32 protein-coding genes and 2 pseudogenes are annotated in these 26,747 nt (G+C 48.5%); 16 read left to right on the top strand and 18 right to left on the bottom strand.

Annotated elements, in window-relative coordinates:
- Positions 1 to 148: 148 nt before the first annotated feature.
- The 5 genes from NKJ21_RS25705 (at position 149) to NKJ21_RS25685 (ending at position 4,385) form a co-directional block, all read left to right on the top strand.
- Positions 149 to 409, top strand: coding sequence for a replication regulatory protein RepA (locus NKJ21_RS25705; RefSeq protein ID WP_047665801.1), 261 nt, complete (start codon positions 149 to 151; stop codon positions 407 to 409).
- 231 nt (positions 410 to 640) lie between these two features.
- On the top strand, positions 641 to 712 hold the full coding sequence (gene tap, locus NKJ21_RS27720) for a RepA leader peptide Tap (RefSeq protein ID WP_071786674.1): 72 nt from the start codon (positions 641 to 643) through the stop codon (positions 710 to 712).
- Positions 705 to 1,562, top strand: a complete 858-nt coding sequence (gene repA, locus NKJ21_RS25695; protein WP_047665800.1) for an incFII family plasmid replication initiator RepA — start codon at positions 705 to 707, stop codon at positions 1,560 to 1,562. Before tap ends, repA begins: the two co-directional genes overlap by 8 nt.
- A gap of 1,281 nt (positions 1,563 to 2,843) precedes the next feature.
- Complete coding sequence (locus NKJ21_RS25690) at positions 2,844 to 3,248, top strand: DUF2251 domain-containing protein (RefSeq protein WP_254733322.1); 405 nt, start codon at positions 2,844 to 2,846, stop codon at positions 3,246 to 3,248.
- Positions 3,249 to 3,746: 498 nt separating this feature from the next.
- On the top strand, positions 3,747 to 4,385 hold the full coding sequence (locus NKJ21_RS25685; RefSeq protein WP_254733320.1) for a hypothetical protein: 639 nt from the start codon (positions 3,747 to 3,749) through the stop codon (positions 4,383 to 4,385).
- 30 nt (positions 4,386 to 4,415) lie between these two features.
- Here the strand turns inward: NKJ21_RS25685 and NKJ21_RS25680 are convergent, their stop codons facing one another.
- Positions 4,416 to 5,177 (bottom strand): glycoside hydrolase family protein, encoded by a 762-nt coding sequence (locus NKJ21_RS25680; protein ID WP_254733318.1) that lies wholly within the window; start codon positions 5,175 to 5,177, stop codon positions 4,416 to 4,418.
- 739 nt (positions 5,178 to 5,916) lie between these two features.
- Here NKJ21_RS25680 and NKJ21_RS25675 point away from each other — a divergent pair.
- The 6 genes and pseudogenes from NKJ21_RS25675 to NKJ21_RS25650 all read left to right on the top strand — a co-directional run.
- Positions 5,917 to 6,954 (top strand): glycosyl hydrolase, encoded by a 1,038-nt coding sequence (locus NKJ21_RS25675; RefSeq protein WP_254733317.1) that lies wholly within the window; start codon positions 5,917 to 5,919, stop codon positions 6,952 to 6,954.
- Positions 6,955 to 6,994: 40 nt separating this feature from the next.
- Positions 6,995 to 7,348 carry a phage holin, lambda family gene (locus NKJ21_RS25670; protein ID WP_254733316.1) on the top strand — a complete coding sequence of 118 codons (354 nt, stop codon included), beginning with the start codon at positions 6,995 to 6,997 and terminating at the stop codon, positions 7,346 to 7,348.
- Positions 7,349 to 7,350: 2 nt separating this feature from the next.
- Positions 7,351 to 7,767, top strand: coding sequence for a structural protein (locus NKJ21_RS25665; RefSeq protein ID WP_254733315.1), 417 nt, complete (start codon positions 7,351 to 7,353; stop codon positions 7,765 to 7,767).
- Positions 7,764 to 8,243, top strand: coding sequence for a lysis protein (locus NKJ21_RS25660; protein WP_254733313.1), 480 nt, complete (start codon positions 7,764 to 7,766; stop codon positions 8,241 to 8,243). Before NKJ21_RS25665 ends, NKJ21_RS25660 begins: the two co-directional genes overlap by 4 nt.
- Positions 8,244 to 8,608: 365 nt before the next feature.
- Positions 8,609 to 8,743 (top strand): annotated as a pseudogene (locus NKJ21_RS25655) (SOS response-associated peptidase); the annotation flags it as partial.
- Positions 8,744 to 9,139: 396 nt separating this feature from the next.
- Positions 9,140 to 9,461: pseudogene (locus tag NKJ21_RS25650) on the top strand (transposase); the annotation flags it as partial.
- A gap of 107 nt (positions 9,462 to 9,568) precedes the next feature.
- Here NKJ21_RS25650 and NKJ21_RS25645 read toward each other — a convergent pair.
- The 3 genes from NKJ21_RS25645 to NKJ21_RS25635 form a co-directional block, all read right to left on the bottom strand.
- Positions 9,569 to 10,432 (bottom strand): hypothetical protein, encoded by an 864-nt coding sequence (locus tag NKJ21_RS25645; protein WP_254733311.1) that lies wholly within the window; start codon positions 10,430 to 10,432, stop codon positions 9,569 to 9,571.
- Positions 10,433 to 10,515: 83 nt separating this feature from the next.
- Positions 10,516 to 11,043 (bottom strand): GNAT family N-acetyltransferase, encoded by a 528-nt coding sequence (locus NKJ21_RS25640; RefSeq protein ID WP_254733309.1) that lies wholly within the window; start codon positions 11,041 to 11,043, stop codon positions 10,516 to 10,518.
- 7 nt (positions 11,044 to 11,050) lie between these two features.
- Positions 11,051 to 11,320, bottom strand: a complete 270-nt coding sequence (locus NKJ21_RS25635; RefSeq protein WP_048264996.1) for a DUF1778 domain-containing protein — start codon at positions 11,318 to 11,320, stop codon at positions 11,051 to 11,053.
- Positions 11,321 to 11,974: 654 nt separating this feature from the next.
- Here NKJ21_RS25635 and NKJ21_RS25630 point away from each other — a divergent pair.
- From NKJ21_RS25630 to NKJ21_RS25610, 5 genes are all read left to right on the top strand, one after another.
- The gene (locus NKJ21_RS25630) at positions 11,975 to 12,523 is read left to right on the top strand and encodes a thioredoxin fold domain-containing protein (protein ID WP_254733307.1); all 549 of its coding nucleotides are present in this window, start codon (positions 11,975 to 11,977) and stop codon (positions 12,521 to 12,523) included.
- A 622-nt stretch (positions 12,524 to 13,145) separates the two neighbouring features.
- On the top strand, positions 13,146 to 14,060 hold the full coding sequence (locus NKJ21_RS25625) for a J domain-containing protein (RefSeq protein ID WP_254733304.1): 915 nt from the start codon (positions 13,146 to 13,148) through the stop codon (positions 14,058 to 14,060).
- 169 nt (positions 14,061 to 14,229) lie between these two features.
- Positions 14,230 to 14,901 carry an SOS response-associated peptidase gene (locus tag NKJ21_RS25620; RefSeq protein WP_191727023.1) on the top strand — a complete coding sequence of 224 codons (672 nt, stop codon included), beginning with the start codon at positions 14,230 to 14,232 and terminating at the stop codon, positions 14,899 to 14,901.
- Between the two features lie 297 nt (positions 14,902 to 15,198).
- Positions 15,199 to 16,194: a hypothetical protein gene (locus NKJ21_RS25615; protein WP_254733302.1), complete on the top strand. Its 996-nt coding sequence runs from the start codon at positions 15,199 to 15,201 to the stop codon at positions 16,192 to 16,194.
- Positions 16,195 to 16,266: 72 nt separating this feature from the next.
- A complete protein-coding gene (locus tag NKJ21_RS25610) occupies positions 16,267 to 16,590 on the top strand; it encodes a hypothetical protein (protein WP_191727027.1) in 324 nt (107 codons plus the stop codon).
- A gap of 135 nt (positions 16,591 to 16,725) precedes the next feature.
- On the opposite strand, the gene NKJ21_RS25605 is transcribed toward NKJ21_RS25610, so the two are convergent.
- The 14 genes from NKJ21_RS25605 to NKJ21_RS25545 all read right to left on the bottom strand — a co-directional run bounded on the left by NKJ21_RS25605 (position 16,726) and on the right by NKJ21_RS25545 (position 26,738).
- On the bottom strand, positions 16,726 to 16,980 hold the full coding sequence (locus tag NKJ21_RS25605) for a hypothetical protein (protein WP_254733300.1): 255 nt from the start codon (positions 16,978 to 16,980) through the stop codon (positions 16,726 to 16,728).
- Positions 16,981 to 17,192: 212 nt separating this feature from the next.
- Positions 17,193 to 18,989: an alpha-glucosidase gene (locus NKJ21_RS25600; RefSeq protein WP_254733298.1), complete on the bottom strand. Its 1,797-nt coding sequence runs from the start codon at positions 18,987 to 18,989 to the stop codon at positions 17,193 to 17,195.
- Positions 18,990 to 19,033: 44 nt separating this feature from the next.
- Positions 19,034 to 20,194, bottom strand: coding sequence for an aromatic amino acid transport family protein (locus NKJ21_RS25595; RefSeq protein ID WP_254733296.1), 1,161 nt, complete (start codon positions 20,192 to 20,194; stop codon positions 19,034 to 19,036).
- An 89-nt stretch (positions 20,195 to 20,283) separates the two neighbouring features.
- Positions 20,284 to 21,513, bottom strand: a complete 1,230-nt coding sequence (locus NKJ21_RS25590) for an aminotransferase class I/II-fold pyridoxal phosphate-dependent enzyme (protein ID WP_191727036.1) — start codon at positions 21,511 to 21,513, stop codon at positions 20,284 to 20,286.
- Complete coding sequence (locus NKJ21_RS25585) at positions 21,486 to 22,625, bottom strand: MFS transporter (protein ID WP_191727038.1); 1,140 nt, start codon at positions 22,623 to 22,625, stop codon at positions 21,486 to 21,488. Before NKJ21_RS25585 ends, NKJ21_RS25590 begins: the two co-directional genes overlap by 28 nt.
- 40 nt (positions 22,626 to 22,665) lie before the next feature.
- Positions 22,666 to 23,256, bottom strand: coding sequence for a hypothetical protein (locus tag NKJ21_RS25580; RefSeq protein ID WP_254733292.1), 591 nt, complete (start codon positions 23,254 to 23,256; stop codon positions 22,666 to 22,668).
- A 459-nt stretch (positions 23,257 to 23,715) separates the two neighbouring features.
- Positions 23,716 to 24,135 (bottom strand): ASCH domain-containing protein, encoded by a 420-nt coding sequence (locus NKJ21_RS25575; protein ID WP_117046534.1) that lies wholly within the window; start codon positions 24,133 to 24,135, stop codon positions 23,716 to 23,718.
- A 77-nt stretch (positions 24,136 to 24,212) separates the two neighbouring features.
- On the bottom strand, positions 24,213 to 24,344 hold the full coding sequence (locus tag NKJ21_RS27715; protein ID WP_302931845.1) for a hypothetical protein: 132 nt from the start codon (positions 24,342 to 24,344) through the stop codon (positions 24,213 to 24,215).
- Between the two features lie 216 nt (positions 24,345 to 24,560).
- Positions 24,561 to 24,815, bottom strand: coding sequence for a hypothetical protein (locus tag NKJ21_RS25570; RefSeq protein ID WP_086071051.1), 255 nt, complete (start codon positions 24,813 to 24,815; stop codon positions 24,561 to 24,563).
- Positions 24,816 to 24,878: 63 nt separating this feature from the next.
- A complete protein-coding gene (locus tag NKJ21_RS25565) occupies positions 24,879 to 25,109 on the bottom strand; it encodes a hypothetical protein (protein WP_086071052.1) in 231 nt (76 codons plus the stop codon).
- 13 nt (positions 25,110 to 25,122) lie between these two features.
- A complete protein-coding gene (locus NKJ21_RS25560; protein ID WP_012540085.1) occupies positions 25,123 to 25,326 on the bottom strand; it encodes an HHA domain-containing protein in 204 nt (67 codons plus the stop codon).
- A 60-nt stretch (positions 25,327 to 25,386) separates the two neighbouring features.
- Entirely contained in the window at positions 25,387 to 25,881 is a 495-nt protein-coding gene (locus NKJ21_RS25555; RefSeq protein ID WP_004213594.1) for a hypothetical protein, read from the bottom strand.
- 30 nt (positions 25,882 to 25,911) lie between these two features.
- Complete coding sequence (locus NKJ21_RS25550) at positions 25,912 to 26,478, bottom strand: hypothetical protein (RefSeq protein ID WP_130997661.1); 567 nt, start codon at positions 26,476 to 26,478, stop codon at positions 25,912 to 25,914.
- Complete coding sequence (locus NKJ21_RS25545) at positions 26,475 to 26,738, bottom strand: hypothetical protein (protein ID WP_009310051.1); 264 nt, start codon at positions 26,736 to 26,738, stop codon at positions 26,475 to 26,477. The genes NKJ21_RS25550 and NKJ21_RS25545 overlap by 4 nt, the downstream gene beginning before the upstream one ends.
- Positions 26,739 to 26,747: the final 9 nt, after the last annotated feature.

The raw sequence follows: 26,747 nt of genomic DNA, 5'->3' as shown, positions 1-26,747 counted from the left end.
TTTTTCTTCTAAATCAACATTTCAATCTACTGAAAGATACCGCTGCGCCAACAACGTTATCTTTCATTTTGTAATTTAGTCTTCGCCGACCTACGGTTCCTGTAGTATCTTTGTTCAAGTATTCAGTCAGATGCTTGAGGAGGCAGAGATGTCACAGGTCGTAAACGTAATTACTTCCTCACAAAAACCTAAACGTCCATATCGGAAAGGAAACCCGGTATCAGCGAACGAACGCCAGAAGGCTTCCCTGGCGAGGCGTAGTAATACCCATAAATCTATACATGCGCTCATTCAGATTCCGTTAAAAGAGAAACTGGCTCAGTTTGCTGAGGAGGAAGGAATTACGCAGGCTCAAATGATTGAAAAACTGATTAAACTTGAAGCAGAGCGCCGTGGAATCGATGTGTAAAAATTCACATTCTTGATCCGGTTGGCTATGAGTGCTAGATTACTGATCGTTTAGACATTGCTGGTTGGCCACGCCTTAAAGTGGCAGGGAAGTGGTTCTGCTGAGGTATAACCCCGGAATCAGAAAGCAAAAACCCCGATAATCCTCACTAAGTTTGGCGACTGGAGAAGATTACCGGGGCTCACTTAAAACTGCATAGAGATTGTTGCTCTATGCAGGGAGTATAGATTTATGCTCAGAAAAGTTCAAGACCTTCTGTGCTCACTCCTTCCGCGCAACATAAGCGCAGGAAGCGGTGACTGATCTCCTTCAAAACCACTATTCACAGGTTAAAAACCCGAATCCGGCATTCACGCCGCGTGAAGGGAAAAAGACTCTGCCGTTCTGCCGTAAGCTGATGGCGAAAGCCGAAGGCTTCACGTCTCGTTTTGATTTTTCCATCCATGTGGCGTTTTTGCGTTCGCTGGGTAAGCGTCACCGGATGCCACCATTGTTGCGCCGGCGTGCAATTGACGCGCTACTGCAGGCAATGTGTTTTCACTATGATCCGCTGGCCAATCGCGTGCAGCGCTCGATTACCAATATGGCCATCGAGTGTGGACTGGCCACCGAGTCCAGGATCGGCAACCTGTCAGTCAGTCGTGCTACCCGGGCGCTGAAGTTTCTGGCCGAGCTGGGGCTGATCACCTATCAGACGGAATATGACCCGCAGATTGGTTGTAACATCCCGACCGATATCACGTTCACCCCGGCCCTGTTTTCCGCGCTCGACGTTTCTGAAGTTGCTGTGGTGGCCGCGCGCCGCAGCCGTGTGGAATGGGAAAACCTGCAGCGCAAAAAGCAGAAACTGAAACCGCTGGAGATGGACGAACTGATCGCTAAAGCGTGGCGGTTCGTGCGTGAGCGTTTTCGCAGCTACCAGTCTGAACGCAAAAGTCACGGCCGGAAGCGGGCAACCGCCAGGCGGGATGCTTCACGGCAGCGTAAGGATATCGAGACGCGCGTGCGTCAGCAACTGACCCGGGAGTATGCCACCGGCCGCTTCAGGGGCGATCATGAAGCGCTCAAGCGTGAGGTTGAGCGTCGTGTGCAGGAGCGCATGCTGCTGTCGCGCGGGAACAACTACACGCGACTGGCCACTGTCCCCATATAACATTACCTTCCTTAAAAAATCCGGCCGGCGCCGGAGGCTTTCGCACGCCTGTTGGCCGGCTACTACGTATTATCTTATCTTCAGGCCTGCTTTCCTCACCATAATTCCGGTCTTCCTGGCGTCAACGTGGCCTTAAATGTTATCGCCGGCGTCACTTCTGACGGCCGATTTCTGTTATCCACATATAAGTGCAAGGGAGTATTTCATTAGGCTACAACCGTGATACGCACAAAGCACATGCCGTCGGACTTTCAAGGCGCGTGGTTCCTTTTAAACACCAGTTCTGTACCTCTTTTAAAGATCCTTTAATAAATCCTGTAAACACATAACCTGTTCATCGCCTGCCCTGTGGACAGGCTCGGGAGAATGCCCGCCCTTGCAGCGACCTGACGGTCGCGCCGGTTCGGCAACATCAGAGAGAGCTCCCATCGCTGCGCGACGGGCCCCGACCGGAGAACCACATTAGTTACAGCATTCAAAAGGACGTTCTTCATAAAACCGGCGCCGGTTTGCCGGCCAGGTGCCCCTCCCCACCACTGAAAAGCGCCCCCGCCCCCGGCCGAAGGCCGGGAATGATGTCGCTTTTAATGATGGGTGTTGTAACTATTCTTCTTCATCGCTGTAGGTGGAGCTGCGGTCAGTTGTCTGGTACACGCTCGTAAGCGGCCCTGCGGCCCGCTAACGCGGAGATACGCCCCGACTGCGGCTATCGCCTTGTCGTGACCACTCCGACCGCGTACAGAGACGTCTGAGATGTTTTGAGCGGGTATGGCTTTGCAGCTACCGCGTTAAGTTCCCTGGTGTCGCTGAATTAATTGAAGAACATCCCCCTAAGCGTCAGCAGCAAGCTGCCGCCGCTAAGGCCCCGGAAATCACGCCCTTTACGTCGTAAACGCCGTAAAGCCCGCTCACCGGGGTTAAAAGGGATTACTTTAACTTCTTCATTGCTGTTAGCAGGTTAAGGTTAATCAGGGCAGGGGGTAGGATGGCAGAATTTATGAACCCGTAACCGGCTACGCCGGGCTTTCGGCGCCATTTGACTCCACAGACACATGTAACCTCATCTGGCGCCTCCATGCCGCTGACGCGGCATTCAGAAGCTTCCCAATGCTGTAAGTCTTAACGTCTGCTTTGTGCCAGATGCAGACTTTTCTAAAATAGTCATTTTTCAACAAAATGCCTGCAGGTCAGGGGGAAATTCATCGCAGGGATGTTATGGTAGATTGCTTGTCAGTTTGAAAGTAGGCTTACCAAACAATCAGGGAAAGGAGAGTCATCTGTATGACAATTTTAGTGACGCTACAGGCTCAGCTCATTGTGGGAGAAGCACAGGTGATAAAAAGCTTGGCACCTGAGGGGATGCTGGCGGCCGTATTTGAAGACGACGGCCGGACCGGGTATTTCTATGCGCTCGATGAGTCCGTAGAAGGAAACCCGATTCTTGATGCAGTGCATATCTACAATGTCGAGGATATTTCAGACGGCCACATACCTTCTGACGTTAAAATCGGCTGGTCTGAAGACAGTCGGAAGTGCGTGCTCCTTATCAACGGATATCCGCATGCAGTATTCGATTTCGTGGGAAAAAATGGGTACTGCAGAAGCGGATATCCCCCCCCGATTAACAAGGTTTGGTCTGTGTCCGGACATGAGTGGAGCGATTCGGTAGATGACTTTTTCCGGTGAGTTACGGTGGGCTTAACGCCTGCCGTTGTTCTTTACGCATATTGATAATTTCGCCCTGAAGAGACCGGCCGATTTCATGGACATTCAAATGATAAACCATTTATCCAAATGCCCGCTCCTCGCTCATAGCGGACTGCGCTCACTTACTGCTGTGAGCGTTACCTTGAGTTAATGCCTGCCTGGTACAGTCAGTTTGATAGTGCTTGTTTCGGGCCCTCGTCATTAAAAGTGGTTCCTGTCTTCAGGGCATGCAGCTGACCGACGACAAGACCGGTAAACGTCGCCAGGGTGGCGTTTTAAAGCGTTATTTATTAGGAATCTCCAAAACCCACTTACCTCACAGCAATTTTTCAGCAGGGGTTTGCCTGCTTGCCATAATAGATAAGTTGAAATGCTCACGATGATGAGAAAAAAACGTTTCTTCAGGATCGATATTACCTCACTTGCTTTCGTTCCTACCAGGGGGCAAGATGCTACAACACCAATGGAGGTAGTTTAATGAAACGTTATGTATGTGTGGCCGCTACGTTATTTTTGAGTACTTCGGCACTTGCAGCGGGTGAACTTGTAATCAATGATTCGCCGCTGACATTGGTTTTGAGCGACCAGAATCAGGCACATGTATCATCCTGTGCCGATTTTATTTCTTTGCGTAAGGCTGGTGAAACGGTTAAAGAATTACCAGAACTCTCCGATCCTGATTTCCGTACTGCACAAGATGCTTTGTTTTCGTGCTGGCTGAATGCATACACAACTGAGCACGAAATGTCGCCGGTAAATGCAAATAAACCAGGGCTGGCAGACATTCTTCAGCACTTTCCCGCAAGTGCGGCATACCTCGTAAGTAATAAAGAACAACAGGATGTAAGGATGCACTACGCGGGTAAATCTATCGCCGATTATACACCTGACCTGAAGGCTAAGGACGATCGCCTTGAATCAGCCGCCAGATCAACCGGGTATGTCCTGGATGATTACTATACTTTTGCTGATAAGAAAGGGAATCAACTCAATATAGTGGCCCTGACTGGCTACGCCACTGGCGGTACGGCCGCTGATAAGGCCTTCTATCGTATTGATGATATGCATGAACGAATCTGGAAGGTTACCCGGCTTGATGAGAACAGCCATCTCTGAAAAAAGGCGCTCTGTGAGCGCCTTATTTAACTACTTACTTTTTGCTGCCTGTTGCAGTTGTGCTTTGGTATCGCTGTTACGCTTATCCCCGATCCCAGTTCGATGGGATTCATCAGCTGCACCATTCCAGTCACCACGATTGACCGCAGCGTTAAAATTGGGGAACCCGTTTTTTAGCTTAGCGATGCCCAGATTGAACCCCATATCAACCAGGGCAGTTTTTCCTTCATTCGGGAAGTTATCATAACCAGAGTAAAGACCCCGTAAGCCTTTTTCGGTGCTCTGGACATCTTTGATACATTGTCCGATAACTGCATCATTTGAGAGATGCAGGCTACTCGGAACAGCTTTAGAGTCCTTTTTAAAGCTATCAAATGCTGAAGTGATATCCGCCTTCGAAACGGCTTCTTCATGCTCCATATCGTCACCATGAGCATGAGTTATTTTTGTGCGAGTAAACGGTAAGCTCGCTGCCATGTCAGCAGTCGCCAGCATATGGCCGATACCCACCGTAATATTACCCGCGGTATCTTTGTACATGCTGTTTTTAAACCCTTCATGAGCCTTAAGGTTATTCACACACATAGTCATATATGTGCCGTTATAGTCTTTCGTTGAGGCAATATTAATCGTTGTTTTGTCCGTGATCCCTTCATGGCGGTTACCACCGTTCCCACCAGAACCCCCACCATAGCTCGAGGAGCCGTTGTTACCATCATAACTGTGAATCGGGCCGTAGGGGGTGTCATGGTCATTCCAGCCTGGCCCCTGATTTGAATCTTCAATACCCATAAAAAAATCCTCTTTGACGTTAGTAAAAACAGAACCTGAAAATAACTGTATATATATACAGTAAAATAATCCTACTCCTCTAAATATTCCGATGTCAACAACATGATGTAAGTTGATTTTAAGTTGCGAAGGAGTGACTTAAAGGTCTGATTGCTGCATCAACGGGGCTTAACAGAGAGCCTTAAAAGGGCTGGCTTCCATTTCCCGTGCATCGCGGGCTACGATTGCTTACTACAGTGGACTTTATCCTGAGTTTTTGCCAGCCAGGTGCGGTCAGGCTGATACCACCCGTTCGCACATCACTGTGCCAGTACCCACTGGTTCCGGTTTATCATGCAGCAGAATATCCCCTCTTTCTCCGTGAATCCGGCCCGTCTCATCTTTTCAGTTCGCGCCCGGCTGCGCAGGCCAGGACTACCTAATTTCAGGCAGAGGAGGGTATACCCGCTGACACGGTCCGTTCTCTCACGCCCGTCACCATTCTTTTGTCCAGATTGTTTCTCTCACAAGACAGTTTTATTTAATTGATATGGAGAATGATTTTTTTGACCGTCACATGTTGACAACTATCTCACTCCGAAACTACCATCAAAAAACTGTATAAAAACACATGTGTATTTATACAGTTTTTTTTCGCGGGAGAGGCTTATCGCCAACGGAGTACACTCCGGAAGTTTCCCCCGCAACACACCAGGGGCCATCAGGATCAGACACAACATTTATCATCAGGAAAAACAGAATGACTTCTTCAACTGCAGTACCAGCGAATCCGTCTGCCGACAACAGCGCGAAAAAGGTTTATCAGTGGTTAAGCACGCTGCCGGACAGCAACGGTAAGAAGCTCATCTCCGGTGTCTTCGGTGGCTATAGCAACGTCGGCGGAGACAGCGGTTTCTCCCTGGCCCAGGGTAACGCCATCAAAAACGCCACTGGGAAATTCCCGGCAATTTACGGGGCAGACTACGCCCGCGGCTGGGATGTCAGTTCCCCGAGCGATGAGGCCAGCCTGATTGACCACAGCTGCAACAGTGACTTAATCAGCCACTGGAAAAACGGTGGCCTGGTTGCCATCAGCCATCACCTGCCTAACCCGATCTATGCAGGAAACAACCCTGGTAACGGCGAAGGTGGCCTGAAACACGCTATCAGCAACGATGAGTATGCGACCATCCTGCAGGACGGCAGTGCCGCCCGTCAGCGCTGGCTGTCACTGCTCGATAAAGTGGCTCAGGGTCTGCAGGAACTGCGGGATAACGGCGTGCCGGTGCTGTACCGTCCCCTGCATGAAATGAACGGCGAATGGTTCTGGTGGGGAGCGACGGGGTACAACACGGATGACTCCACACGCCAAGACCTGTACCGCCGCCTTTACCAGGACGTGTTCAGCTATTTCGTGAACACGAAAGGACTGACCAACCTGCTGTGGGTGTTTTCGCCGGACGCGAACCGTGACCACAAAACTGCGTACTACCCGGGAGCCGGTTATGTGGATATTGCCGGTCTGGACTTTTATGCCGATAACCCGGCCGCCCTGGCCGGGTACGACGAAATGCTGGGCCTGAACAAACCGTTTGGCCTGGTGGAAGTGGGGCCGTCAACGACCAATGGCCAGTACGACTATGCCAGCCTGGTGAACACCATTCTGCAGAACTTACCGAAAACCATTATGTTTGTGCCCTGGAATGACGGTTGGAGCCCGGTGAAGAACCAGAATGCCTCCGCAGCGTTCAATAACGGCAGTGTCATTAACCTGGGCGACATCAGCATCAGCTGGTAATCCCCCCAGTGAGCCCCCGGTGTTGTCGGGGGCCGGGAGCATGAAGATGAACACTGAAACCATTTCCTGGCCGGAGATGCTGGACCTGTTCCATCGGTGGTGGCGGGGAGATTCGCCGACCGGGGCCGTGTTGTTCTCCGTGGTGATGGCTGCCCTGCGCATGGCTTACTTTGGTGGCGGCGGGGGCTGGAAGAAAAAAATACTGGAGATGCTGCTCTGTGGCGCGCTGACGCTGACGTTCTCGTCGGCGCTGGAATACCTTGGGTTACCGAAAACTCTGTCGGTGGCGTTTGGCGGGGGGGTTGGGCTCACGGGTGTGGACACCATCAGAGCGCTGGCAATGAATTATCTTGCGAAGCGGTTTGGTTCCGGTAACGGAAAGGAGAAGGTGTAACAATGGCGTTATCACGTGGCATCCGCAACAACAACCCCGACAATATTCTCCGGGGTGAAGACTGGAAGGGGCTGGTCCGGGACGGGCAGGATACGGATAAAGCCTTCTGCCGGCTTATTGCGCCGGAATACGGCATCAGGGCGATGGTCATTATACTCCGGCGCAACCGGCAGAAGCATAACCTGAACAGGATCAGTGAGATAATCCGGCGCCGTGCCCATCCGGATAAAAACGACACCCGGGCCTGTATCGACAGTGTGGTGCAGGCGACCGGCATGCCGGCAGATCAGCTGGCTGATACCGGCGACAGTGGCTTTATGACAACACTCCTGAAAGCCATCGTCCGGCATGAGAATGGCGAACAGCCTTATGGTGACGACGTGTTTGCCCGCGCCCTGGCACTGGCAGGTGACCAGTGATCACCGGCGCAGCCCTGGCGCTGCTGAAAAAGACCGTCCTGCCGGGAGTGGTGTTGCTTGTCATGGTGGCCGTACTGCTGGCAGCCGGGCATTACCGGGAACAGGCCCGTAAGGAGACCCTCAGGGCAGACAGGGCGGAACATAACCTTCAGGTGGCAAACATCACCATTACCGACATGCAGACCCGGGCCCGCGCCGTGGCGTCCCTGGATACCCGGTATACACATGAGTTAACCGATGCGAAAAAGAAGCTTGGCGATTTGCAGTTTTGTGTGCGCACTGGCCAGTGTGGGTTGCAGGTCAACGCCACCTGCCCGGTCGTTGACACGGCCGGCGTCGGCCGCATGAGCAATGCAACCCCCCCACTTACAGACACCGCTGAACGGGATTATTACACCCTCAGGGAGCGGATCAGCGCCGTTAGCGGGCAGGTGAGCTATCTGCAGGCCTACATCAGCACACAGTGTATGAGGTAGAGTCTCTCCCCCCTTACAGGAGAGGCTGATCGTTTTTTGTGCCTGAATCTTCTGATTCTGAGTAGACGATAAGCTCCTCGTAAGCCGGTACAATGCTACCGTCATCAGCTTAAAATTCGGAGATACTGGCCTGAATGATCGTGTAAGCGGGTCAGCTGTCCAGCCCAGCGAAGCGTACCAGAGCTTTAATTTGCTCTGCGGTAGGAACGAATGGAGTCATGTTTTATCCTTTTCTGGGGATATTGTTGATTTTATCCCTTAGTGGGGTTAACAGTCTAAGTAATCATCAGAATCCCTCGATGGTGAATCTACGTGACGCAGATCTTAACTTAGCCCAGAGAGAGAGTGGACATCTCAATTAGGTCGTTTCGGGTAAGGAGGCTGAAGACATTGCTGCTGATGAAGCTGTGTCAGCTGCTCATTTCATATGGCATCCTGTCACGCGCGCTGTTGGTAATGTGAAGAATCAGGGACCAGAGCTCATCGAGCCTGTTGGCTGATGAGATGTGGGAGGCTGAGCCATGTTTTAAGGCTAATGTACACATACATTAGCCTTAAAATTAGCCGTTCATCGTAACCTAATTGTATCTCTGATACTGATGGCTGTGGTTCTATTTATTAAGGATGAAAACGACTGTTCGAATAAATATGAATCTGGCGATCTGCCAGCTGCAATGTGTGAGACACTTAAGGGACCAGGATTTAGATAACGCACGCCCGGTACGTCTCTTGGACACGCCGTATATCTTAACTTCACCATAGGCAAATATTACAACTTTACTGTTACCGCATAAGTGCGTTTAATGCTTTCATGTTAAGTACCAATTACTTTTACCAGCACCCCGTTGATTAACACTCCACGATGTTAGTAATGTTTTCCTCAGCAACGTGAGGGCATCCCCAAGAAGAAGCGTTTTTCCGAAGAGCAGATCATCAGTATCTTCCGCGAGGTCGACGTCGGGGTTTCTGCCCGGGAACGATCCGCAAGCATGCTATTTCAAACGCTACTTTCTAAACCTGGTGCAAGAAGTTTGGCGGCAAAGAAGTCCCTGAGGTAAAGTGGCTTAAGTCACTTGAAGAGGAGAACGTCAGACTCAAGAAGCTGCCCGCCAAAGCAATGCTGGATAAGGGGGCACTTCAGGTGGCTCTGGGGTGAAACTACTGTCGATCTGCCACTACGAGGCCCAGCGTCCGGCGGATGATGCGCATTTATCAGGGTGCTGCCAGGCCCCCACAGGCGGACATTAGTCTTGCTTGACGTCCCATTTTTCGCGAGTGTTGTTTTTAATTGATTAATTTCGTAGTCAGATGCATGGCTGTTCCTATCAGTTTTTTTTAGTCTGAACTCTTTCGCCTAAACCTATTCCTGCAGCACCTTTTTTATGCTCACTTTTTAATTTATCCATTTCCTTTAGTAATTCCTCATTTTTATTTCTCCATTGTGATAATTCGGCAGAAAAACTATCACGCGCTATTTTGGATCTATTCTCATTTTCTTCAAGTTCTTTTCTCTTTTCCTCTAAAATAACTTTGGTATCATCGAGCATTGTCCTTAAATTAATCGTTTCAGCCTGCAGTTTTCTTGTGTTCCTCTCTAAAGTTTCATTGGCCGCTTCTGATTTTACAAGCTGTCTTTTTAAATTTTCAACTTCCTGCGTATATACACTAAGTTGGTTATTAACATTGCTTAATTGCTCAGTTAATGCTGAGTTTTCTTCACTCAGTTTAGAGCTTATGTCCTTTGACTCTTGGATTTGAGCTTGAAGAGTCTGAACTTCAAGGGATTCACTGACGCTCTTTTTATGGTATGCAATGTCACGTTCAGCTCTCAGTGTTTCGGTTTCAATTTCATTTTGCAGTCTATTAACCTTTATTGAATGACTATCGCCGCGCAAATACTTATTAGGGTTTCTTTGAGCGTAAGCAATAATCATATTAATAATGGGCAGCAATAAACAAATGGAAACAGATACAATAAAGGGGAGAGTCAGACACTTGTCAGTGGTTAGATAAAAACCTGCTTTATCTATTCTCTCTTCAATCTTACTTTCACTAAAAAGTATCGTTAAAACAAATTTCCAGTTAATAGTGAGCCACGAGAATATAAATGCTCCAATATAGTAATTTTTAACTCTTTCACTAGAGTTGGATTTTACTGAAGCATAAATTTCTTTAAAAAACTCTAACATTTCAGCCACCTTAATCTTAGCTGTTGTTATTTAATTGTTGTTGCATATAAAACTGCCTCTGAAGATTCAGAGGCTTTCTCTAGTTACTCTTCGGTAAAGATTTTTTCAATAGATTTTGTCGGGTAAAATAGCAGATTACTATTCTCACCAACGAGCTGTATGAAATCTAATCTGGTATAGAAGTGCTTAGCTTTATCGTTCAGAGCTTCCACGAAGAGACCATATATTCCTACGGCCTTAGATGCATCCCAGACGACATTCATTGCGTGAGTTACTAGCAATTCACCCCATCCCTGACCTTGAATTGATTTGTCAATAGCCAAGCGTCCCAAAGTAATGCTTGGCGCATTCTGATAAGGGATTTTTCTTTGCTGTGTTTTTGACGGGAGCATTTTTCTCTCGAAACAGCTCCCGGATAATGTGTAATAGCCTAACAGCTTAGGCTTCTGTTCTTTGGTTACTAATACATAACCTTTTAAAATTTGCCCATCATGCTGCCGCTTGAGATGGTCTTTCAAAAATGTATTTAAGGTTTCCTCTCCACAATCGAATTCGCCTATGTCATAGTCAAATTCGTCGTTGATCATCTCTATCGCCAGCTCTTGCATCACGTATAAGCTACCTCATTTTTTGTAGACGCTTCGCTGCTCGCTTCAGCCGCTCATTCGGCGCAGCAGGGTTTGCGATCGCATCCATGACAAGGTTCCAAGACTCCTCGTTTAGAACCATTCTGCGATGTTGTTCAATCACTTCCGCTGCACGTTCTGAGGCACTGGCAACTACAAACTGTGTAATAGTCTGGTTTGACATTGCCGCGGCTTCTTCGATTAAGCTTTTGTCGTCATCAGTTAATCTTAGATCTATGCGCTGCTTTCTCAGTGCGGACATACATTTGTTCTCCAAGCTGTTCTCACAGGCTTCTGTAAAAACAGTTAATTACTACATTATGTTGGTCACTCGACCGGTATATACTTAGGTTAATCACCTATTCAAAACGTTCTAGATTGTGTACGGAGCCTTTCCGTACACACAATATAGCGGTTGTGAGTTGCATACTCAACATGTGCAACCAACTTTTTTCACTGTTTTTCGAGAGAGAAGTTGCTTACAGCATAAGCACAAACTAGCAGCATGCAGGCCGGACCACGATCCTCACAGCCATCAATCTAGAAACCTGATGTGCTGGCGGAGGGCCATATGCTGCAAATCAAGGTTCAGCGGTGCTTGCTTTTCTGACCTTAAGTGAAGGGGGCGGCTCACTCTGCTTCAGTGGTGGTAGCTAATCACCACAAACTGTCAGATACAAGGGAAGGGGGGGGGATAGGCAGAACCTGTCAAAACAGCAGCCGGCTGCGCCGGGCGACGGCGCCATTTGCCCGCGGCACTCCATTTAACTTCAGCTGGCGCCTCTATGCCGCTGACGCGGCATTAAGAAGCTCCCCAGAAACGATTTTCTTTTCCAGATGAAAAAAAAGGCGTTAACTGTGACATGAACCAGACGTCGACAACCTGAAGGTAATCAGGGATGAGGAAAAGAAAATCATGCACTTTTGTATTAAAGCATTAACTGCAGGCATTTTTACGGTAGCCGGCTTCAGCAGCGGGGCTTCAGCGGCTCCGGCCTCAGATGTAACGCCACAGATGGCCTATGAAGATATATCCCGCTCCTTAGCTGAGCTGGAGCCCGTTACCTTCCAGGCTAAAGCTGAAAAACATAAATTATTAGTTTTTGTTGAAAATCAGTGTGTTTATTGCAGCTATGTTGTGAAAAATATCAAAAAGTACACGGATGCAGGGCTCACTATGTCATTTGTGACTGTGGTGCCGTCATCCATCAAAGACTCTGTCATAGAAGATATGGGGAGAGTATGGTGTGCACCCGATCGCCAGAAAAGTTTTAAAAATGCGATGGCCGGTTTTTTGCCAGATAACACCAGTTCAGAAAAATGTAAAAATCTGGTGATTAAACAGTCCGAGCTTGCAGACCGACTCGGGGTTACCGCCACGCCTGCGATGGTTGTGCTGGAGCCGTCTGTACATACTTTCCTCGGTAGTGTTTCTCCGGAAAAAATTCTCGCAGAGCTCCAGTAAAGAGACGGGCAGGGATTGCTGAAAATAAATCAAACCGTAAAAAATGAAAGTCTGTCTGAAGGTACAAACCCGCATACTACCGCTATGTTTACTGGCCATGACGATCGAGATAGCGGGTCCTGCAGCTGCAGCGGTAAGGCTCATCACGGTATCACAGGCTCAGGATGCGGCGAAAATGATGTCCCGCGGATGCGAACACTCCACCTGTTCCGGAGAGAAGCAAACACATACAGCGGCGCTGCGTACATCGCTGCAGCAGGAGGACAGACTCCTCAGGATTGAAGAGCAGGGCATAATCAACCAGGGCGCCAGAACCGCTATCCATATCCTGGAACAGAAGGTACAGCGAGACATCCGGGAACTGCGCTAACAACCCGGGAAGGGGATACTTTATGGTATATGGGAAGAACCTTCTCACCAGTTTCTGAGGTAGCTAATCGGGACCCGTCCGACCGCATACAGAGGCGTCTGTGGCGTGTTAAGCGGGTATGGCTTTGCAGGGAAGTGGGGAGGCTGAACCTTTCAAATCAGGGGCGGAGTTCAGCTGCACACTCCAGGGTTTTACAACATTCAGCAACTTTGATATACACATGGCAGGGACTTTTATCACTACGGGAAGAAGATGAGAACACACTATGATAACCTCAAAGTGTCGAAAGATGCTCCTGTGGAGGTAATACAAGCTGCTTACCGGACGCTGGCAAAGAAATATCACCCGGATATAAACAAAAATAATCCCGAAGCTGTAAGGATAATGCAAATAATTAATGCCTCATACGAAGTATTAATTGACCCTTTGAAAAGAAAAGAACATGATCGCTGGATTATTAAAGAAACCTGGAGAGAAAAGGCTGAAGCCACAATAGCACGAAATTCAGAAGCGAATGTTAATGTTCAGGCATCAGTTAAAACAACACCAGAAAGAAAAAAGAAATCATTAATGACAATATTAGGTGTTGTTTTTTACCCTTTGTTTTCTATGCTGAAAACTGTTGCCGGCCTGTGTGTGATAGGGATTGTTGCGTACGCTATTATTGATAATATTAATGAAAGAGATGCTTCTTTAGATAAAACAGATACAGGAAGCAACTCATCCCCATTAAAACCAGAACGTGTAAATAACAATAACGGAATTTGTGATTCATCTGTGCAACAACTACTGTGGCCTACTATCCCAACTGTTTTATCTGAAAAAGACAGGCGAAATGGTTTGTCCTCACTTAGGTTAGATAACACTCAAAATAACGAAGGGTTACGAATCCGGTTAACCCTGGAAAATGCATACATCAAAACTGATTTTGTACGTGAAGTATTCGTTCCAGCAGGTAGCCAAATTACTCTGGAACAAATCCCATCAGGAATATATCGGGTAAAAACACAAAATGTTAAAAATGGATGTGTACAAATTTCTGAACCAATCAATATGATTGAAAGACAAACTTCAACGGGAACAGAGTACAGTGACAATTCTTTGACTTTTTATCCCGTAATAAATGGTAATACACATTTCTTATCTTTGCCGGCGTCACAGTTTTAAAATATCCCCGCAGGGTATTTGCTTACCCGCCACGTACAACATTTTTACGTGAAGTTTCCAGGTTATCGTATGAGTTATATGATAAAGCGTAATGTACGCATACATTAGCTTTAATAACTCTGGATAGGGCGAAGCAGCTATAATTTCATCCTGGCCATAGGAGGTGAGTATGTGCGGACGTTTTTCTCAGTCAATGACGCGGGAAGAGTATCTTTCTCTCCTCGCCAATGAAGCAGATCGAAATATTGCCTACGACCCGGAACCCATCGGTCGCTATAACGTCGCCCCGGGTACCAGGGTGTTACTGCTGAGCGAACGCGACGAACAGCTGCAGCTCGATCCGGTTCACTGGGGTTACGCGCCAGGGTGGTGGGATAAACCGCCATTGATTAATGCCCGGGTTGAGACAGCAGCCAGCAGCAGGATGTTTAAACCTCTTTGGCAGCACGGTAGGGCGATCTGCTTTGCCGATGGCTGGTTTGAATGGAAGCGTGAAGGAGACAAGAAGCAGCCCTATTTCATCCACCGTAAAGACGGCCAGCCAATCCTCATGGCCGCGATCGGAAGCACTCCGTTTGAGCGTGGTGATGAGGCGGAAGGGTTTCTGATTGTCACGGCCGCGGCTGATAAAGGTCTCGTTGATATCCATGACCGGCGCCCACTTGTCCTGGTACCGGACGCCGCCCGGGAGTGGATGAAACAGGACATTTCGGGTAAGGAGGCTGCAGAAATTGCTGCTGATGGAGCTGTGTCAGCTGATCATTTCAAATGGCATCCTGTAACGCGCGCTGTTGGTAATGTGAAGAATCAGGGACCAGAGCTCATCGAGCCTGTTGGCTGATGAGTTGTGGGAGGCTGATCCGTGTTTTAAAGCTAATGTACGCATACATTAGCTTTAAAATTAGCCATGCATCGTAACTAATTTCCATCATCAATATGGACAGCTATCACGACAGGGAGATCTTAAAAGCTTCAGACCTGTGCATTAAAAGCGGTGCAAGTCTAATAAGTAATTATCGTACTAAATATATAATTCATTTTTACATGTATTATTGTTAGTCAGTAAAGTTAATTGTTGAATTTACCTATAAACAAAGATATTAATATAATACCTGCCTTTTCAATAAAGGAACTTATCATGAGCTGGTTTAATGACGTATTTGGATTCGAAGAATCAGACTATGCAGAGACTCAGGCTTGTTTTTTCCAGGAAGGCCCTTTTCTTCATACCAGAAGCCAGCCATCTGTTTCTTATCGTTCTGGTATTCTGACCATGCCGAGTCTGGCCGAATTAAGGAAAGCGGTCAGCAATCTTGTGACAGAACCGTATGGAAGGTGCAGATTTGACATACTTGAGGCTGATGCATATGACCTCCACCGAAAATCCGAAGTAAAGGGCGCGCTGATCCAGGTTGCCAGTCAGTTCAACTTGCTCGAAATGCCATGTGAATATACAACGCCAGAAAAGGGGATTACCGATTACCAGTTTGATCATACTCAAGGACCTGCCTGCGCTATGGCCTGTGCTGCTGCCACGGTATTTCGTAACTATCTTGTCCCGATAGGGTCACAGACTGGACAATCCATTACCAGCCAGCTTAACACGCTGGCTGATATGGAAAAGGCTATTGGCATTGATGGCATACGAATGAAAAACGGGTATGCCCTGATGTCGGCTAATACAGTGCAGGCTATTAGCCATCATATTGCATCGCTGGATGAGCAAATGCGGGACAGGCTCAGACAGGAGTTACGCATCGGATTGCACTCAGATACTGAAGTCACTATACCAGGAGTACCTGAAGATCAGTTTGTGTCTCAGGCTCTCTGCTCTGCCTTACCTGTCGCGTATAACTCATCTCCCCGGGAAGACTGGGCTCCTTTTGCATCGCTGGTACTGGAAGCCAGTTACGAAGCAACGTTGCTGGCAGGTGTTCTGAACTACCGGCGTACAGGCAATCCGAGAGTATATGTGACTATGGTCGGAGGCGGAGCATTTGGTAATGAAACTGGCTGGATAATTTCTGCTCTCAGGCGTGCCTTATATCTGGTCAGCCATCATAATCTGGAGGTGATGTTTGTAAGCTACCGACATACTCCTGCAGCTTTATATTCATTAATTGAGGAATTTTGACCGATACAGTTTGTCATTCTAAATAAGAACAACATATAATGAATGCGACAACATTTAATTAAGGAGTGATTTATGAATGGGTATATCGTCACAATCATTATTGCATTCATCTTTGGTCCCATTCTTGCGTTGCCGGTAATGATAATCGGTTTGTTTAATATAATGGATTTTGCGCTGTTTTCATTCCCCCTATTTTTCTTTTGCATTATGGGTTACAAAAAAGAGAGGAAAATTAAGGATGCTTTTAAGGCAGTAATACCGGGCCTGATTGTATCTCTGATTATGACGACTTTTGTTCTGTTTGTTAAAGATCAGAGCGACTGTACGAATAAATATGACACAGGCAGTCTGTCTGCTGCTGTGTGTGAGAGATTTAAGGGACCAGGATTTAGATAACGGAAGCCTTTACGGTGGTGCAGCTCGTCACGGAACGCCTCAGCCTGCTCTATGCCCGGCAGATGGTTTTGATTCAATGCGTGATCATGTGGTCATTGGCACCGCCATTGCAGCGGCGCCGAGAGACGTCGTTTATCAGTCTGTGGAGTCCTGATCGTAGAAGTTCAGACCGCCCAGACTTTTGAGTTGTCTTAAGTCACTGAGATAGTCCTTCCCGGGCACCCCCATAGCCTCGACAAATGAATGCCAGAGCACGATGACTCCATTGTTGCTCCAGATATCCAGGATGTCCGGCGGCGTGCTGAGATGCCTGAAATCGGTGACCACTTTTTTGGTGTGCTCAAGCAGTTCGTCATAGGAGAGGGTAAATATCTTCTCTGTGCTGGCCATACTGCGCTCCTGTCATATTTAATGATGATTTTTCGAAGGGTCATCTGCAGGTGATGAACGTCTTATTATCAATAATCTCACATATGATATGATTTTATGGTTTACCGTTATAGCCGTCCCGGTAGGCCGACGTACCGACACTGATTATGGTTGTGCTAAAGACCTGGGGAACGCTACTGCCCCTGTGTCTGGTCATGTTACCTGCCAGGTGATTACTGCAGTTTATATACACCTGCCTGCCAGGGACTCAATGACAGGGATGTACCCTGTGGCGCGGTCGCCTGGTGCTGAGTTTCAATGACCACTTCTCCGATCGCATCATTAGCCGGGAGAGTATAGCGAACCGGGTACTCCTTAAAGTTCACCACGACCAGATAACGCTCGTTACCCAGCGTTCGCGTATAGGCATAAACGGTATTGTCCTGTGGGTTAAGGTCCTGATAGGCGCCATATACCAGAGCCGGGATATGATGGCGTAGCTGAATCATTTTTTTATAATAATTCAGCACTGAATCTTCGCGGGCTTCTTCACGTACGGCGTTGATCTCCACATAGTTTGGGTTGATGTGAAACCACGGCTTTCCGTGAGTAAAACCGGCATTCAGGCTGTCATCCCACTGGAAAGGTGTTCTGCTGTTATCGCGGCTCGTCAGACGCACGTTATCGAGAAACTCGGTGGCCGTGACTTTTCCACTCTGGACATAATCCTGCCAGAAACCTTTGACCTCGAGGTCGTCAAATTCGTTGAGTTGTCTGAAGGGATAATTAGTCATTCCCAGCTCTGAGCCCTGAAAAATAAACGGCGTTGCCCGCTGGGTGAGGGTGATCGTCGCCAGTGCCTTAGCCGAAGCTTCCCGCCATTGCGGCCTGTCATCCCCGAAATGGGATACAGCGCGGGGGTTGTCATGGTTATCCAGGAAAAACGTGTTCCAGCCATACTTTCCGACCGTGACATCCATTTTGCTGATGATCTGGCGGAACTGAGAGAGCGACCACGGCTTGTGACGCCAGCGCTCATTGCTGTCACGATCGAGACGAATGAGGTCAAACATAAACGCCATATTCAGCTCATGCCGGCGCCGATCAAAAAACTGGGAAGAACGATCCAGCGGGACGCCAAAAATTTCACCCGCGGTGGCCACATCATACCGGGACAGTACCTCCCGGTTCATTTCCTGAATGTATCGATGAATATTAGGGCCCATGGTGTATTGCTGAGCAAAATTTTTCTGTTGTTCAGGTGTCAGATTGGGAAATCCGGGAATTTTTGAGTAGGTTGCCACCGTATCAAATCGCATGCCTGATACGCCTTTATCCAGCCAGAAGCGGAGCATTGCGTAAAGATCCTCGCGTACTTTCGGGTTATCCCAGTTGAGATCAGGCTGCTGCCTGGCAAAATAGTGTAAATAGTACTGTCCCGACTTCACGTCTTTTTGCCATGCCGAACCGCCGAAAAATGAGGGGTAATTATTAGGTGGCTGATTATCTTTTCCGTCACGCCAGAAATAATAGTTACGATAAGGACTATTTTTATCGCTTTTACTTTGAATAAACCACGGGTGTTGATCACTGGTATGGTTAATGACCACGTCGATCATTAAGCGCATATTTCGTTTTTTCATTTCGGCAACAAGATTATCAAAATCCTCCATTGTGCCATACTCTTTCATTATCTGACGGTAATTACTGATATCATAGCCGTTATCGGTGTTCGGAGAGTCGTAATGGGGATTGATCCAGATAGCGTCAATACCGAGCGATTTCAGATAGTCCAGCTTTTCAATAATACCGCGAATATCGCCAATGCCATCATCATTGGTGTCTTTAAATGAGCGAGGATAGATCTGATAAAAAACAGCTTCTTTCCACCATGCAGGATATTCACTTTCCTTTTGAACGTGAATATCCTGATTCAAGGATGGTGCAGCACTGACAGCCGGGCAGGCCAGACTTATTATCAAAGATGACAGCGCGACAGCCACCCCGGTACGTAGCGTAACAAAAGACATAATAATTTCCTTGCAAAGTCAGTTGTGAATGAGACGGATTGTTATTAAAGAAAAGCGTAAATCATCAATAGCCAGAGTATGACTCCGGTAACAATAATTATTTTCAGGAAGGAATTGTTTCCCGGAAAGTTATATACCGGAGGCAGAGTGGAACGCCTGGCTTTGATGAGTAAATAAGGGGGGAGTATAATACTCCATAATACCAGTGATATCCCTGCAAAGGACAAGGCAGACAAAAAACCTTGCGGAGCAATAATACAGGCCAGTGCAGGAGGGAAATAAGTCAGAAATATTGCGAGCGGGCGTGAGCACTGACAGTTAATTTTGTTCAGTGTATCTTCAAGATAATCACTTAAGCCGATTGAAGCCGACATCAGTGAAGCTAAAACGGCAATACACCCAAAGGCGACCAGTATCAGACTGGTAGCTGAGGCGGTCCTGTGGATATTGAGGGCCGTGATAAAGGCGCCCATATTCCCGCCTTCATCGCTGACATGCCGGATAGCCTGAGGCGTGAGCGCGCCCATCGTGAGCGTCAGCCAGAAGGCGTAGACAGTTAATGAAACGGCGAAACCGTAATAGAGAGAGCGGAGGACCGCACGATGATTATCCCCCCGGTACATTCTTGTCAGAGAGGGGACGCTGCCATGAAATCCAAAAGCGATAACGCAGACCGGTACGATCGGCAGGTAATACTGGAGCGGCGTGCTGCCGGCGAAGTCGAGTAATCTGAGTGCTTTTACGCCTCCTGCGGCACCGGCGAACAGCAGGAGAAAAAGGGTGAATTTGGCGGCGATAAGGCCGGAGAGGAGAAAACCGGGCAATTTGCCGCCGGCCCACAGAATCAGCGAGGTCGTCAGCGACAGCAAAATGATCGGCAGCCAGCTGCGGCCAGCAATATCGGGAGGAAGGAGATCCCACACTATCGATGCTGCGCCTGATATGTACGCGTAGGTCAGTAAATAAAGTACGAAACAGAAAGCCACGCCGATGATTACGCTGGCAGCGGGTCCGAGCAGGGCATGGGTGAAGGTATGAAAACTGGCGCCAGGAGGAAAGCGCATCGTAATGTCGACGAGGATCAACCCTGTAATCAGCATCAATATGCCTGTTACCGACAGGACCAGAAGGCCCTTTATAAACCACACGTTGACGAAAGCAACCGGCAACGCGAACATGCCTCCACCGATAATGGTCGCCACCATAAGAGACGTTCCCCGTAGCGGGAAATTTGTTCCTTTCATATGAGCGAATGTCCGTAAGCGGCCTGACGAAGCAGGCCGGCAGTAGCTATTTATTTTGTGGCTTCAGCCAGTGATTCACTGAAGTTTTTATGGAAGTCGTCGATTTGGCCGCTCTCATGAAGCGCAGACAATGCGCAACGCAGAATGGCGTGTCCTTCCTCAACGGTTGGATACATCGCCACTGTCGTGGCGAAGCCGCGATCGTGCAGTTTTTTGCACATCGTAATGGCGAGGTCTTCGTTACCTATCATGATCCCCCGAATCGGCATTGTTGTGCCCCGGTTAACTATCTCGGTCCCGCCGAACACTTCGTCAAAATAACGAATGACGTTCTGTAGCTTCTCCTGACGGGCTGTGACGGTGCCGTCCAGGTGGAGATCGGCTGCGGCGACGCAGGCGGCAATCCCCGGTAATGACGGAGGTCCACCAAAGGCGTAGGTTGTACCGTAGGTTTTGATAAAGTTGATGGTCTCTGCTTCCCGACAGGCGATAAATCCGCCGTGTGAGCCAAAAGCTTTGGACAGCGACCCGGCGATAATAATACGCTCGTCAAGCTGATGGTTGAGGCATGACATGACATATCCCGAACCGTAATCTCCGTAGATAGAGGTGCCGTGTGCATCGTCAATATAGGCGAAGCCGTCATACTGATGCGCCAGGCGGACGATATGTGCAACAGGGGCGACACCACCCATTGAGCCTACGCTGTCTGATACCGAGATCGGTGTCAGTCCCTGGCTGGCCGCATAGCGAAAAGCCTCTTCAATCCGCGCCTTGTCCTGGAAATCAATTCTGACGACTTCGCCAAACTGCTGTAAGAGTCCGCGGTTGATCTGCAACGTCGCGTGCGCGGTCTTCTCCATAATAAAGTACGGTTTTTTACTGAACGTAAAATGCGGCAGCGTCCCGGATGCCAGCAGCGGCAGCACCGCGATGTGGCAGGGAGTCACTGCGTTGAACGTGAGGGTATGAGCCCCGTGCATGATGTCGTTCAGACGCGCTTCCAGCTGCGGAAAGAGATCGACTTTAACCCGCGTTCTGGCGACAGAAACCTGCACACCAAAACGTTCAATGGCATCGACAACCGCTTTTTTCAGCGCCGGATGTGTCTCCAGCCCAAGGTAAGAGCAAGAGACAAATTCCACCATTTTTCTGCCATCGTCGAGGGTAATGACCTTACCCTCTCTTTTTACTGCGACCAGTTCGTTAATATGCTCGGAAAATACCCTGGTCTGATATTTTAATGACCTGTCTATTTTCCTTTTTTGCCAGTTTTCCATTGTGTTACCTTCATTGTAGTGACTACCAGAAGAGATAAAATTGCCAGTGTTAACGTGCTCATGCCGAGGGTTCTGTCAAAACCCATACCGGTATCCGTCAGTTTTACAGCGAAATAGCTGATGGCACCGGCACTCACTGTTTGAATAAATCCGGTGACGGACGCCGCAATACCTGTTTTTTTGCCTTTGATTTGCAGGGCGATGAAGTTCGCGCTCGGGTAATAGGCGCCAAGGGTGAGATTGAAAATCATCGATCCGGCGATGCACAATAGCAGCGAGTGGCTACCGATAATAAATGGCAAGACCGACAGTGCATTAATGCCAAACAAAAACCACGGATTAATGATTCGCTCGAATTTTGCGAGCTGATTACCAATAATAAAAAATAATACGGAAGCAGAGAACAGCAGCGAGTAGTGTATGGTGCTTAGCCCAAGCTGCTGCATAAAGATGGCCGGCGACAGTGAGATATAGCAAAACAGCGAACTCAGGATCAGCGAAACCAGCAGCGTTCCCTGAATAAATGCCGGGGTGATAAAACCGGACGAAGAGGATACTGTGGCCACGTCATGATGCTCGAGGCGACGCGGAGAGAGCAGAAGGGTGACGACGCTGAACAGGGCCATGACAAGGAATATCGTGTTCCAGCTCAGATAGCCGAGGATTGCGGCGCCAGCCAGCGGCGCAATGAGAGGGACGACTGCACTGGCGGAAGAAATATCGGAAAGCGCACGCTTGAGTGTTAACGGGGAAAACGTCTCTTTGGCGATGGCTTTGGACAGAACCGGCCCGGCGCCGGCACCCAGAGCCTGTAATGCCCTGCCGGCCAACAACATCACTAAGCTGTCGGACATAAAACAGATGATACTTCCCGCCAGGAAGAGCAAAAAGCTGGCCGTAAGTATTCGTAATTTACCCAGCTTTTCGCCAAGAAATCCTGACAGTAACTGACTGGCCGCGTATATCACCAGAAAACCACTAATGGTTAACTGAATAGATGAATAATCGGTATTAAACGCTTTTTGTAACAGGGGAAGCGCTGGAACGATCATATCTGTAGCCAGTGCGGAAACCGATGCGGCGAGAATAAGATATAAGTATATCCTGTACATAATAAACTATTCCGTTGGTATTAGTTGAAACATGAAATTATTATTTATCAACAGGCCGCTGAGTTTTTGCGAATGAACAAGCACCGATTCCATTTAAAATAAAAAGCCAGCTCAGTAAATGACAGCGTTGCGAACCGGTAAGCAGAATATTCCGCAACAGAGAGCAATACACTGCCAGAACCATTGCCGATTTCATTATCGATATCTCTTGAAAGCTAAATCGGTTTAGCAACGAGCCCCGACTCAGGTTGCGATGAGAGAGGTATAGCAATTCACGTACAGTACGTGATTGCATTTCCCGGTTGTAACGCAGCGATGGCCGCATAAGGGAGATGAGACGATTGATAATAAGAACTATGAGGGAGATCGCAGCCATATAAATTGTATTGCCTGGAGCAAAAATCGGCTGTAAATCAACAGAGTGGGACTGTACTTGTAGCGAGGAAATCAGCAGTTGGCGGAGCAACGGCGACTTAACATTGCAGATCTGCCGTTGATACAGCATTACCACATTTGAAGCCCAACTCGCTTCTTTCATAAGAACCTGGTCCGCACCCTGAAAAAGAAGCTGGCTGAAGACATCATTCCTTCGCCAAATCAGGGCCGGTGGTGTTAGTAACAGGTAAGGCATGCTAATTCCTTGCATCGCTTCGAACTGTACTAAATGGTAACGTTAATTTTTTTAATGTTTCAACTAATTTTTATATAAAGTTTAAAATTATATTTATAATCAGTTAATTAGTCATAATGCAGTGATGCAGAAACAAAGCTCATCACCATGAATATTACTGTACGGAAACGTATAATATGATTAATTTTTAGACATTGGCACTTCAGTACTGGTACCGGAAGCCGCCCGGGAGTGGATGAGACAGGATGTAAGTGTTACAAAACTAAACGCCGCCCTGGCGGCGTATTCACCACTGATGGTGAATCTACCTGACGCACATCTTAACTTAACCCAGAGGAAGTGCGAGCATCACAACTTTGCAGTTACACTGTATGTCAAAGCTCAGTGAAAATGTCTAATCACTGGCTCGTTAGAAATGTCCTGATGTTGAAAAGTCCGCTTAGTGCCAGTAGCTGACAGTTACAAAATCTCTGTAAGTTCAAATTCCTCAAATATAAGTTCCATTTCTTCAGAATAAGTGCCTTCACGCTCAAAATAACGCTTATGACCTTCATTCCAATACTCCAGACTTAAATCACCTTCACCTTCCTTACTGGCAAGTTCACTCGTCATTTCATTGAAGCGGATAACTTGCATCCTGAGAGTTCTGATCACGCACATTGGCTGCCCGGCTCCGTTAAGAATGATATTATAACTTCCAACGCAGGGAGCTTCGCCTCGTTCATGTTCATGGTGAAAAGATGCTATCGAAGAGCATGTCGCTGTTTTTCTCCCACTCAAAACCAGTTGTACGAGTTCGTCAGCAAGTTCTGGGCTGTCGCCAAATTTCCATGCCAGTGCACCGGGATAAATGTTTTTTAATTCTTCAAGCTTTGCCATTTTCAGCCTTTGTTACTCTGATACGTTTAGAGGAAGTAACCTATTTCCGTTTAATATGAACTATCTGATTCAAATATTCATCTTTGTTGCGCTACCGCGAACATTTCGGCTGCCTGACCAGGACGCAGGTTGCGGTCGATGACATCCTGAAGGATTTTGAGGCGGTTGATTTCTTTCACGGTGAACATCCCGCTGTCATGTATAGCCACAGAAAACTCCTCATCAGGAAAAGCGAGTTGTTGACTAGGCATACAGGTCAGAGAACTATAGCCTGGACATTCCTAATGAGCCACAAATAGACATTATCATTGAGCCCCTACACCGCAACTACGCTTAATGCGTTTTATGTTAAATATCATATACTTAATGCAAAATGTTCGCTATTCTTCTGCTATAGTCAGCTCATTATCGCTGCAGGCGTGGCTTCATTCTGGATAGATGGAGTCTTTTCTGGCATTAATGCCCTGAAGACGAACACGGTCGTTATCAGGCAAATGGATACCCATCAGGCGCAGGACAAAGCCGCGCCAGCCCCGGTTAACCTGACGGTTATAGTCATACAGGTGAGCATTCTCTTTTATCAGCCGGGACCATTCATGCATGAGTGTTAGCGCATCGAGCCCGGTGATATGCTTCACTTCACCGCCGATACGTACCGTGTTAATTCCTGTTCCCGTCATGATGCTCCCCTCCGGAGATATCAGTTTCAGATTCACGTTGTATTAATGGTACCGGGTAAGCCGTCAGGCATGGCCCGGTTTAAAAAGATACGCTGACAGTTCGGCTGCGGTGATATCAAACTCGAGTTGCTGGATTAATTCTGCCAGTTTTTTCTCCGCACTATCACGATCAATCTGATTCTGTACTATCTGGATAGCAACCTGTTTTAGCTCCGGAGGGAGGTGTTCCAGACTGATATGATTATCACCCGAAATGTCATCATCCGGATTTTCGAAGAGCCAGCCGTAACTCATAAATTCACCTGTTCTATTTCACAAATTTCCAGACACCTGACGGTACCCGGTCATACAACTTTCCCATCGTCATCTCCGCCAGCCGGTGATCAACCGCGGCATTGAAATGCTCAAGCTCATCATCTGATAGAGAATATTTATTTTTTTCTATAACCCTTTCCAGGGTTTCCTTCGATGTACAGCGCCGTAGTCGTAAAATCCATTCCTGTTTCGTCATTAGTTTTTTATATCCTGAGGCTTCCCTGGTATTTAATTTTACAAATAACGCAAATTTCTTTCAGGCGTTATGGCCCGTGCCGTTCTGTGTAAGATAATCACTGATGCTCAGACCGGACAAGCGAATGTTATCCGAAATCTCCCTGAACTGCTCCTCCCAGCCGTCCTGCAGCTCCCTGATTGCCGCGATCTGGAAAGCAACACTGAAAGGCGTTCTGCCCAGTTTCTCGGAAAGCCAGAACAGATGCTTGCCAATCTCTTCGTCCGGTACCGAATCGAGCGCATCACTCAGTAAGGTTTTTTCGTCTTCCTGCCAGGGATGACCGGCTCGCGGAAAACGCGGATCAGGCTGGCGGTCTTTTTTCTCCCTTTTTTCCCGTCTGGCAACGGTCGGCGCATCGCCTTTTTTCAAGCCGACGCGCGCTTTCATGGCGCCGATAGCGGCGACGGCCAGTACCAGCGTTTCACGCTCCTGGCGCGTGAGCAGGCTGTCCTCGCAAATCAGGGTGTTCAGGTTATCGATCAGCTTATTCAGCCCGGGTTCAGTGACTTTCATTTTATGCTCATATTCCTTGTGTGGTGGCGATCAGTCCCGGCTCTCATTCACCTGGACGGTGACCGGCAGGCCTGCATCAAAACAGGTCTGATACCAGCTGGCCACCTGAAGGGGATCGCCCTCTTTTATCCGGCGTATGCCGCCGGCATCCGTCAGCTGCAGGCAGGTGGTACCGTCCAGACGGATCACGTAGGCCGCTTCCCGCAGGGAGTAATGACCGTCACCCAGCTGCAGCTCCACCGCGTCACCGGCAGCCGTCTGGCGTAACGGCAGACGCCGGACGTCTGTCAGTCGTTGTCGTGCCGTTTCAGCCTCGCGTTCTGCCTGGAAGAGCGGTTCTGCAATGCCGCGACCGGCCTCCGTCAGCTCGACGGCCAGCTGCAGGTTCGGGGCGCGCAGGGTGCGCAGCCAGCCCGCGGCTTCCATGCGCCGGCAGGAGGCGCGCAGGTTCGGCCCGTACACCGGGGCATCCCCGCCCTGCTCCAGCACCCGCTCGATATCCCGCGTCGCCACCGGCCCCGGACGTTTCGCATTGAGGGCGGCCAGCACAATCAGCACCCGCCGCTGCAGCGGCGATGGTCGGCGCGCCTGAGTCATTGCTTGTCCGCCTCCGGCCAGATGAGTTGTCTGAGGCGCAGGTGATCGGCGTCTATGAGCTCTTGTCTCTTTATGGCATTCACTGAGGCATAGCCATTTATGGCCAGTTCATACCAATAGCTCAGCACGGCACCGGCCTTGGCTGACTCGCTGATGTAAATCGCGCCCTGGCTGTCCAGATTGCATTCACGGATACGCTCTTCCGCTATCCGGGTCAGCTGCTCATAGCTGAGTGAAAAATTCACTTCTTTCTCATCCATCCTGCTCGC

The sequence above is a fragment of the Klebsiella sp. SWET4 genome (assembly GCF_024296565.1).
Lineage (GTDB): Bacteria > Pseudomonadota > Gammaproteobacteria > Enterobacterales > Enterobacteriaceae > Klebsiella > Klebsiella variicola.
This window is presented reverse-complemented; position numbering and strand designations above follow the sequence as displayed.

Coding starts and splice junctions, on each gene's coding strand:
- NKJ21_RS25705 (WP_047665801.1), top strand. CDS start 149: ATGTCACAGGTCGTAAACGTAATTACTTCCTCACAAAAACCTAAACGT.
- NKJ21_RS25690 (WP_254733322.1), top strand. CDS start 2,844: ATGACAATTTTAGTGACGCTACAGGCTCAGCTCATTGTGGGAGAAGCA.
- NKJ21_RS25685 (WP_254733320.1), top strand. CDS start 3,747: ATGAAACGTTATGTATGTGTGGCCGCTACGTTATTTTTGAGTACTTCG.
- NKJ21_RS25680 (WP_254733318.1), bottom strand. CDS start 5,177: ATGGGTATTGAAGATTCAAATCAGGGGCCAGGCTGGAATGACCATGAC.
- NKJ21_RS25675 (WP_254733317.1), top strand. CDS start 5,917: ATGACTTCTTCAACTGCAGTACCAGCGAATCCGTCTGCCGACAACAGC.
- NKJ21_RS25670 (WP_254733316.1), top strand. CDS start 6,995: ATGAAGATGAACACTGAAACCATTTCCTGGCCGGAGATGCTGGACCTG.
- NKJ21_RS25665 (WP_254733315.1), top strand. CDS start 7,351: ATGGCGTTATCACGTGGCATCCGCAACAACAACCCCGACAATATTCTC.
- NKJ21_RS25645 (WP_254733311.1), bottom strand. CDS start 10,432: ATGTTAGAGTTTTTTAAAGAAATTTATGCTTCAGTAAAATCCAACTCT.
- NKJ21_RS25635 (WP_048264996.1), bottom strand. CDS start 11,320: ATGTCCGCACTGAGAAAGCAGCGCATAGATCTAAGATTAACTGATGAC.
- NKJ21_RS25630 (WP_254733307.1), top strand. CDS start 11,975: ATGCACTTTTGTATTAAAGCATTAACTGCAGGCATTTTTACGGTAGCC.
- NKJ21_RS25625 (WP_254733304.1), top strand. CDS start 13,146: ATGAGAACACACTATGATAACCTCAAAGTGTCGAAAGATGCTCCTGTG.
- NKJ21_RS25620 (WP_191727023.1), top strand. CDS start 14,230: ATGTGCGGACGTTTTTCTCAGTCAATGACGCGGGAAGAGTATCTTTCT.
- NKJ21_RS25615 (WP_254733302.1), top strand. CDS start 15,199: ATGAGCTGGTTTAATGACGTATTTGGATTCGAAGAATCAGACTATGCA.
- NKJ21_RS25610 (WP_191727027.1), top strand. CDS start 16,267: ATGAATGGGTATATCGTCACAATCATTATTGCATTCATCTTTGGTCCC.
- NKJ21_RS25605 (WP_254733300.1), bottom strand. CDS start 16,980: ATGGCCAGCACAGAGAAGATATTTACCCTCTCCTATGACGAACTGCTT.
- NKJ21_RS25600 (WP_254733298.1), bottom strand. CDS start 18,989: ATGTCTTTTGTTACGCTACGTACCGGGGTGGCTGTCGCGCTGTCATCT.
- NKJ21_RS25595 (WP_254733296.1), bottom strand. CDS start 20,194: ATGGTGGCGACCATTATCGGTGGAGGCATGTTCGCGTTGCCGGTTGCT.
- NKJ21_RS25590 (WP_191727036.1), bottom strand. CDS start 21,513: ATGGAAAACTGGCAAAAAAGGAAAATAGACAGGTCATTAAAATATCAG.
- NKJ21_RS25585 (WP_191727038.1), bottom strand. CDS start 22,625: ATGTACAGGATATACTTATATCTTATTCTCGCCGCATCGGTTTCCGCA.
- NKJ21_RS25580 (WP_254733292.1), bottom strand. CDS start 23,256: ATGCCTTACCTGTTACTAACACCACCGGCCCTGATTTGGCGAAGGAAT.
- NKJ21_RS25575 (WP_117046534.1), bottom strand. CDS start 24,135: ATGGCAAAGCTTGAAGAATTAAAAAACATTTATCCCGGTGCACTGGCA.
- NKJ21_RS25570 (WP_086071051.1), bottom strand. CDS start 24,815: ATGACGGGAACAGGAATTAACACGGTACGTATCGGCGGTGAAGTGAAG.
- NKJ21_RS25565 (WP_086071052.1), bottom strand. CDS start 25,109: ATGAGTTACGGCTGGCTCTTCGAAAATCCGGATGATGACATTTCGGGT.
- NKJ21_RS25560 (WP_012540085.1), bottom strand. CDS start 25,326: ATGACGAAACAGGAATGGATTTTACGACTACGGCGCTGTACATCGAAG.
- NKJ21_RS25555 (WP_004213594.1), bottom strand. CDS start 25,881: ATGAAAGTCACTGAACCCGGGCTGAATAAGCTGATCGATAACCTGAAC.
- NKJ21_RS25550 (WP_130997661.1), bottom strand. CDS start 26,478: ATGACTCAGGCGCGCCGACCATCGCCGCTGCAGCGGCGGGTGCTGATT.
- NKJ21_RS25545 (WP_009310051.1), bottom strand. CDS start 26,738: ATGGATGAGAAAGAAGTGAATTTTTCACTCAGCTATGAGCAGCTGACC.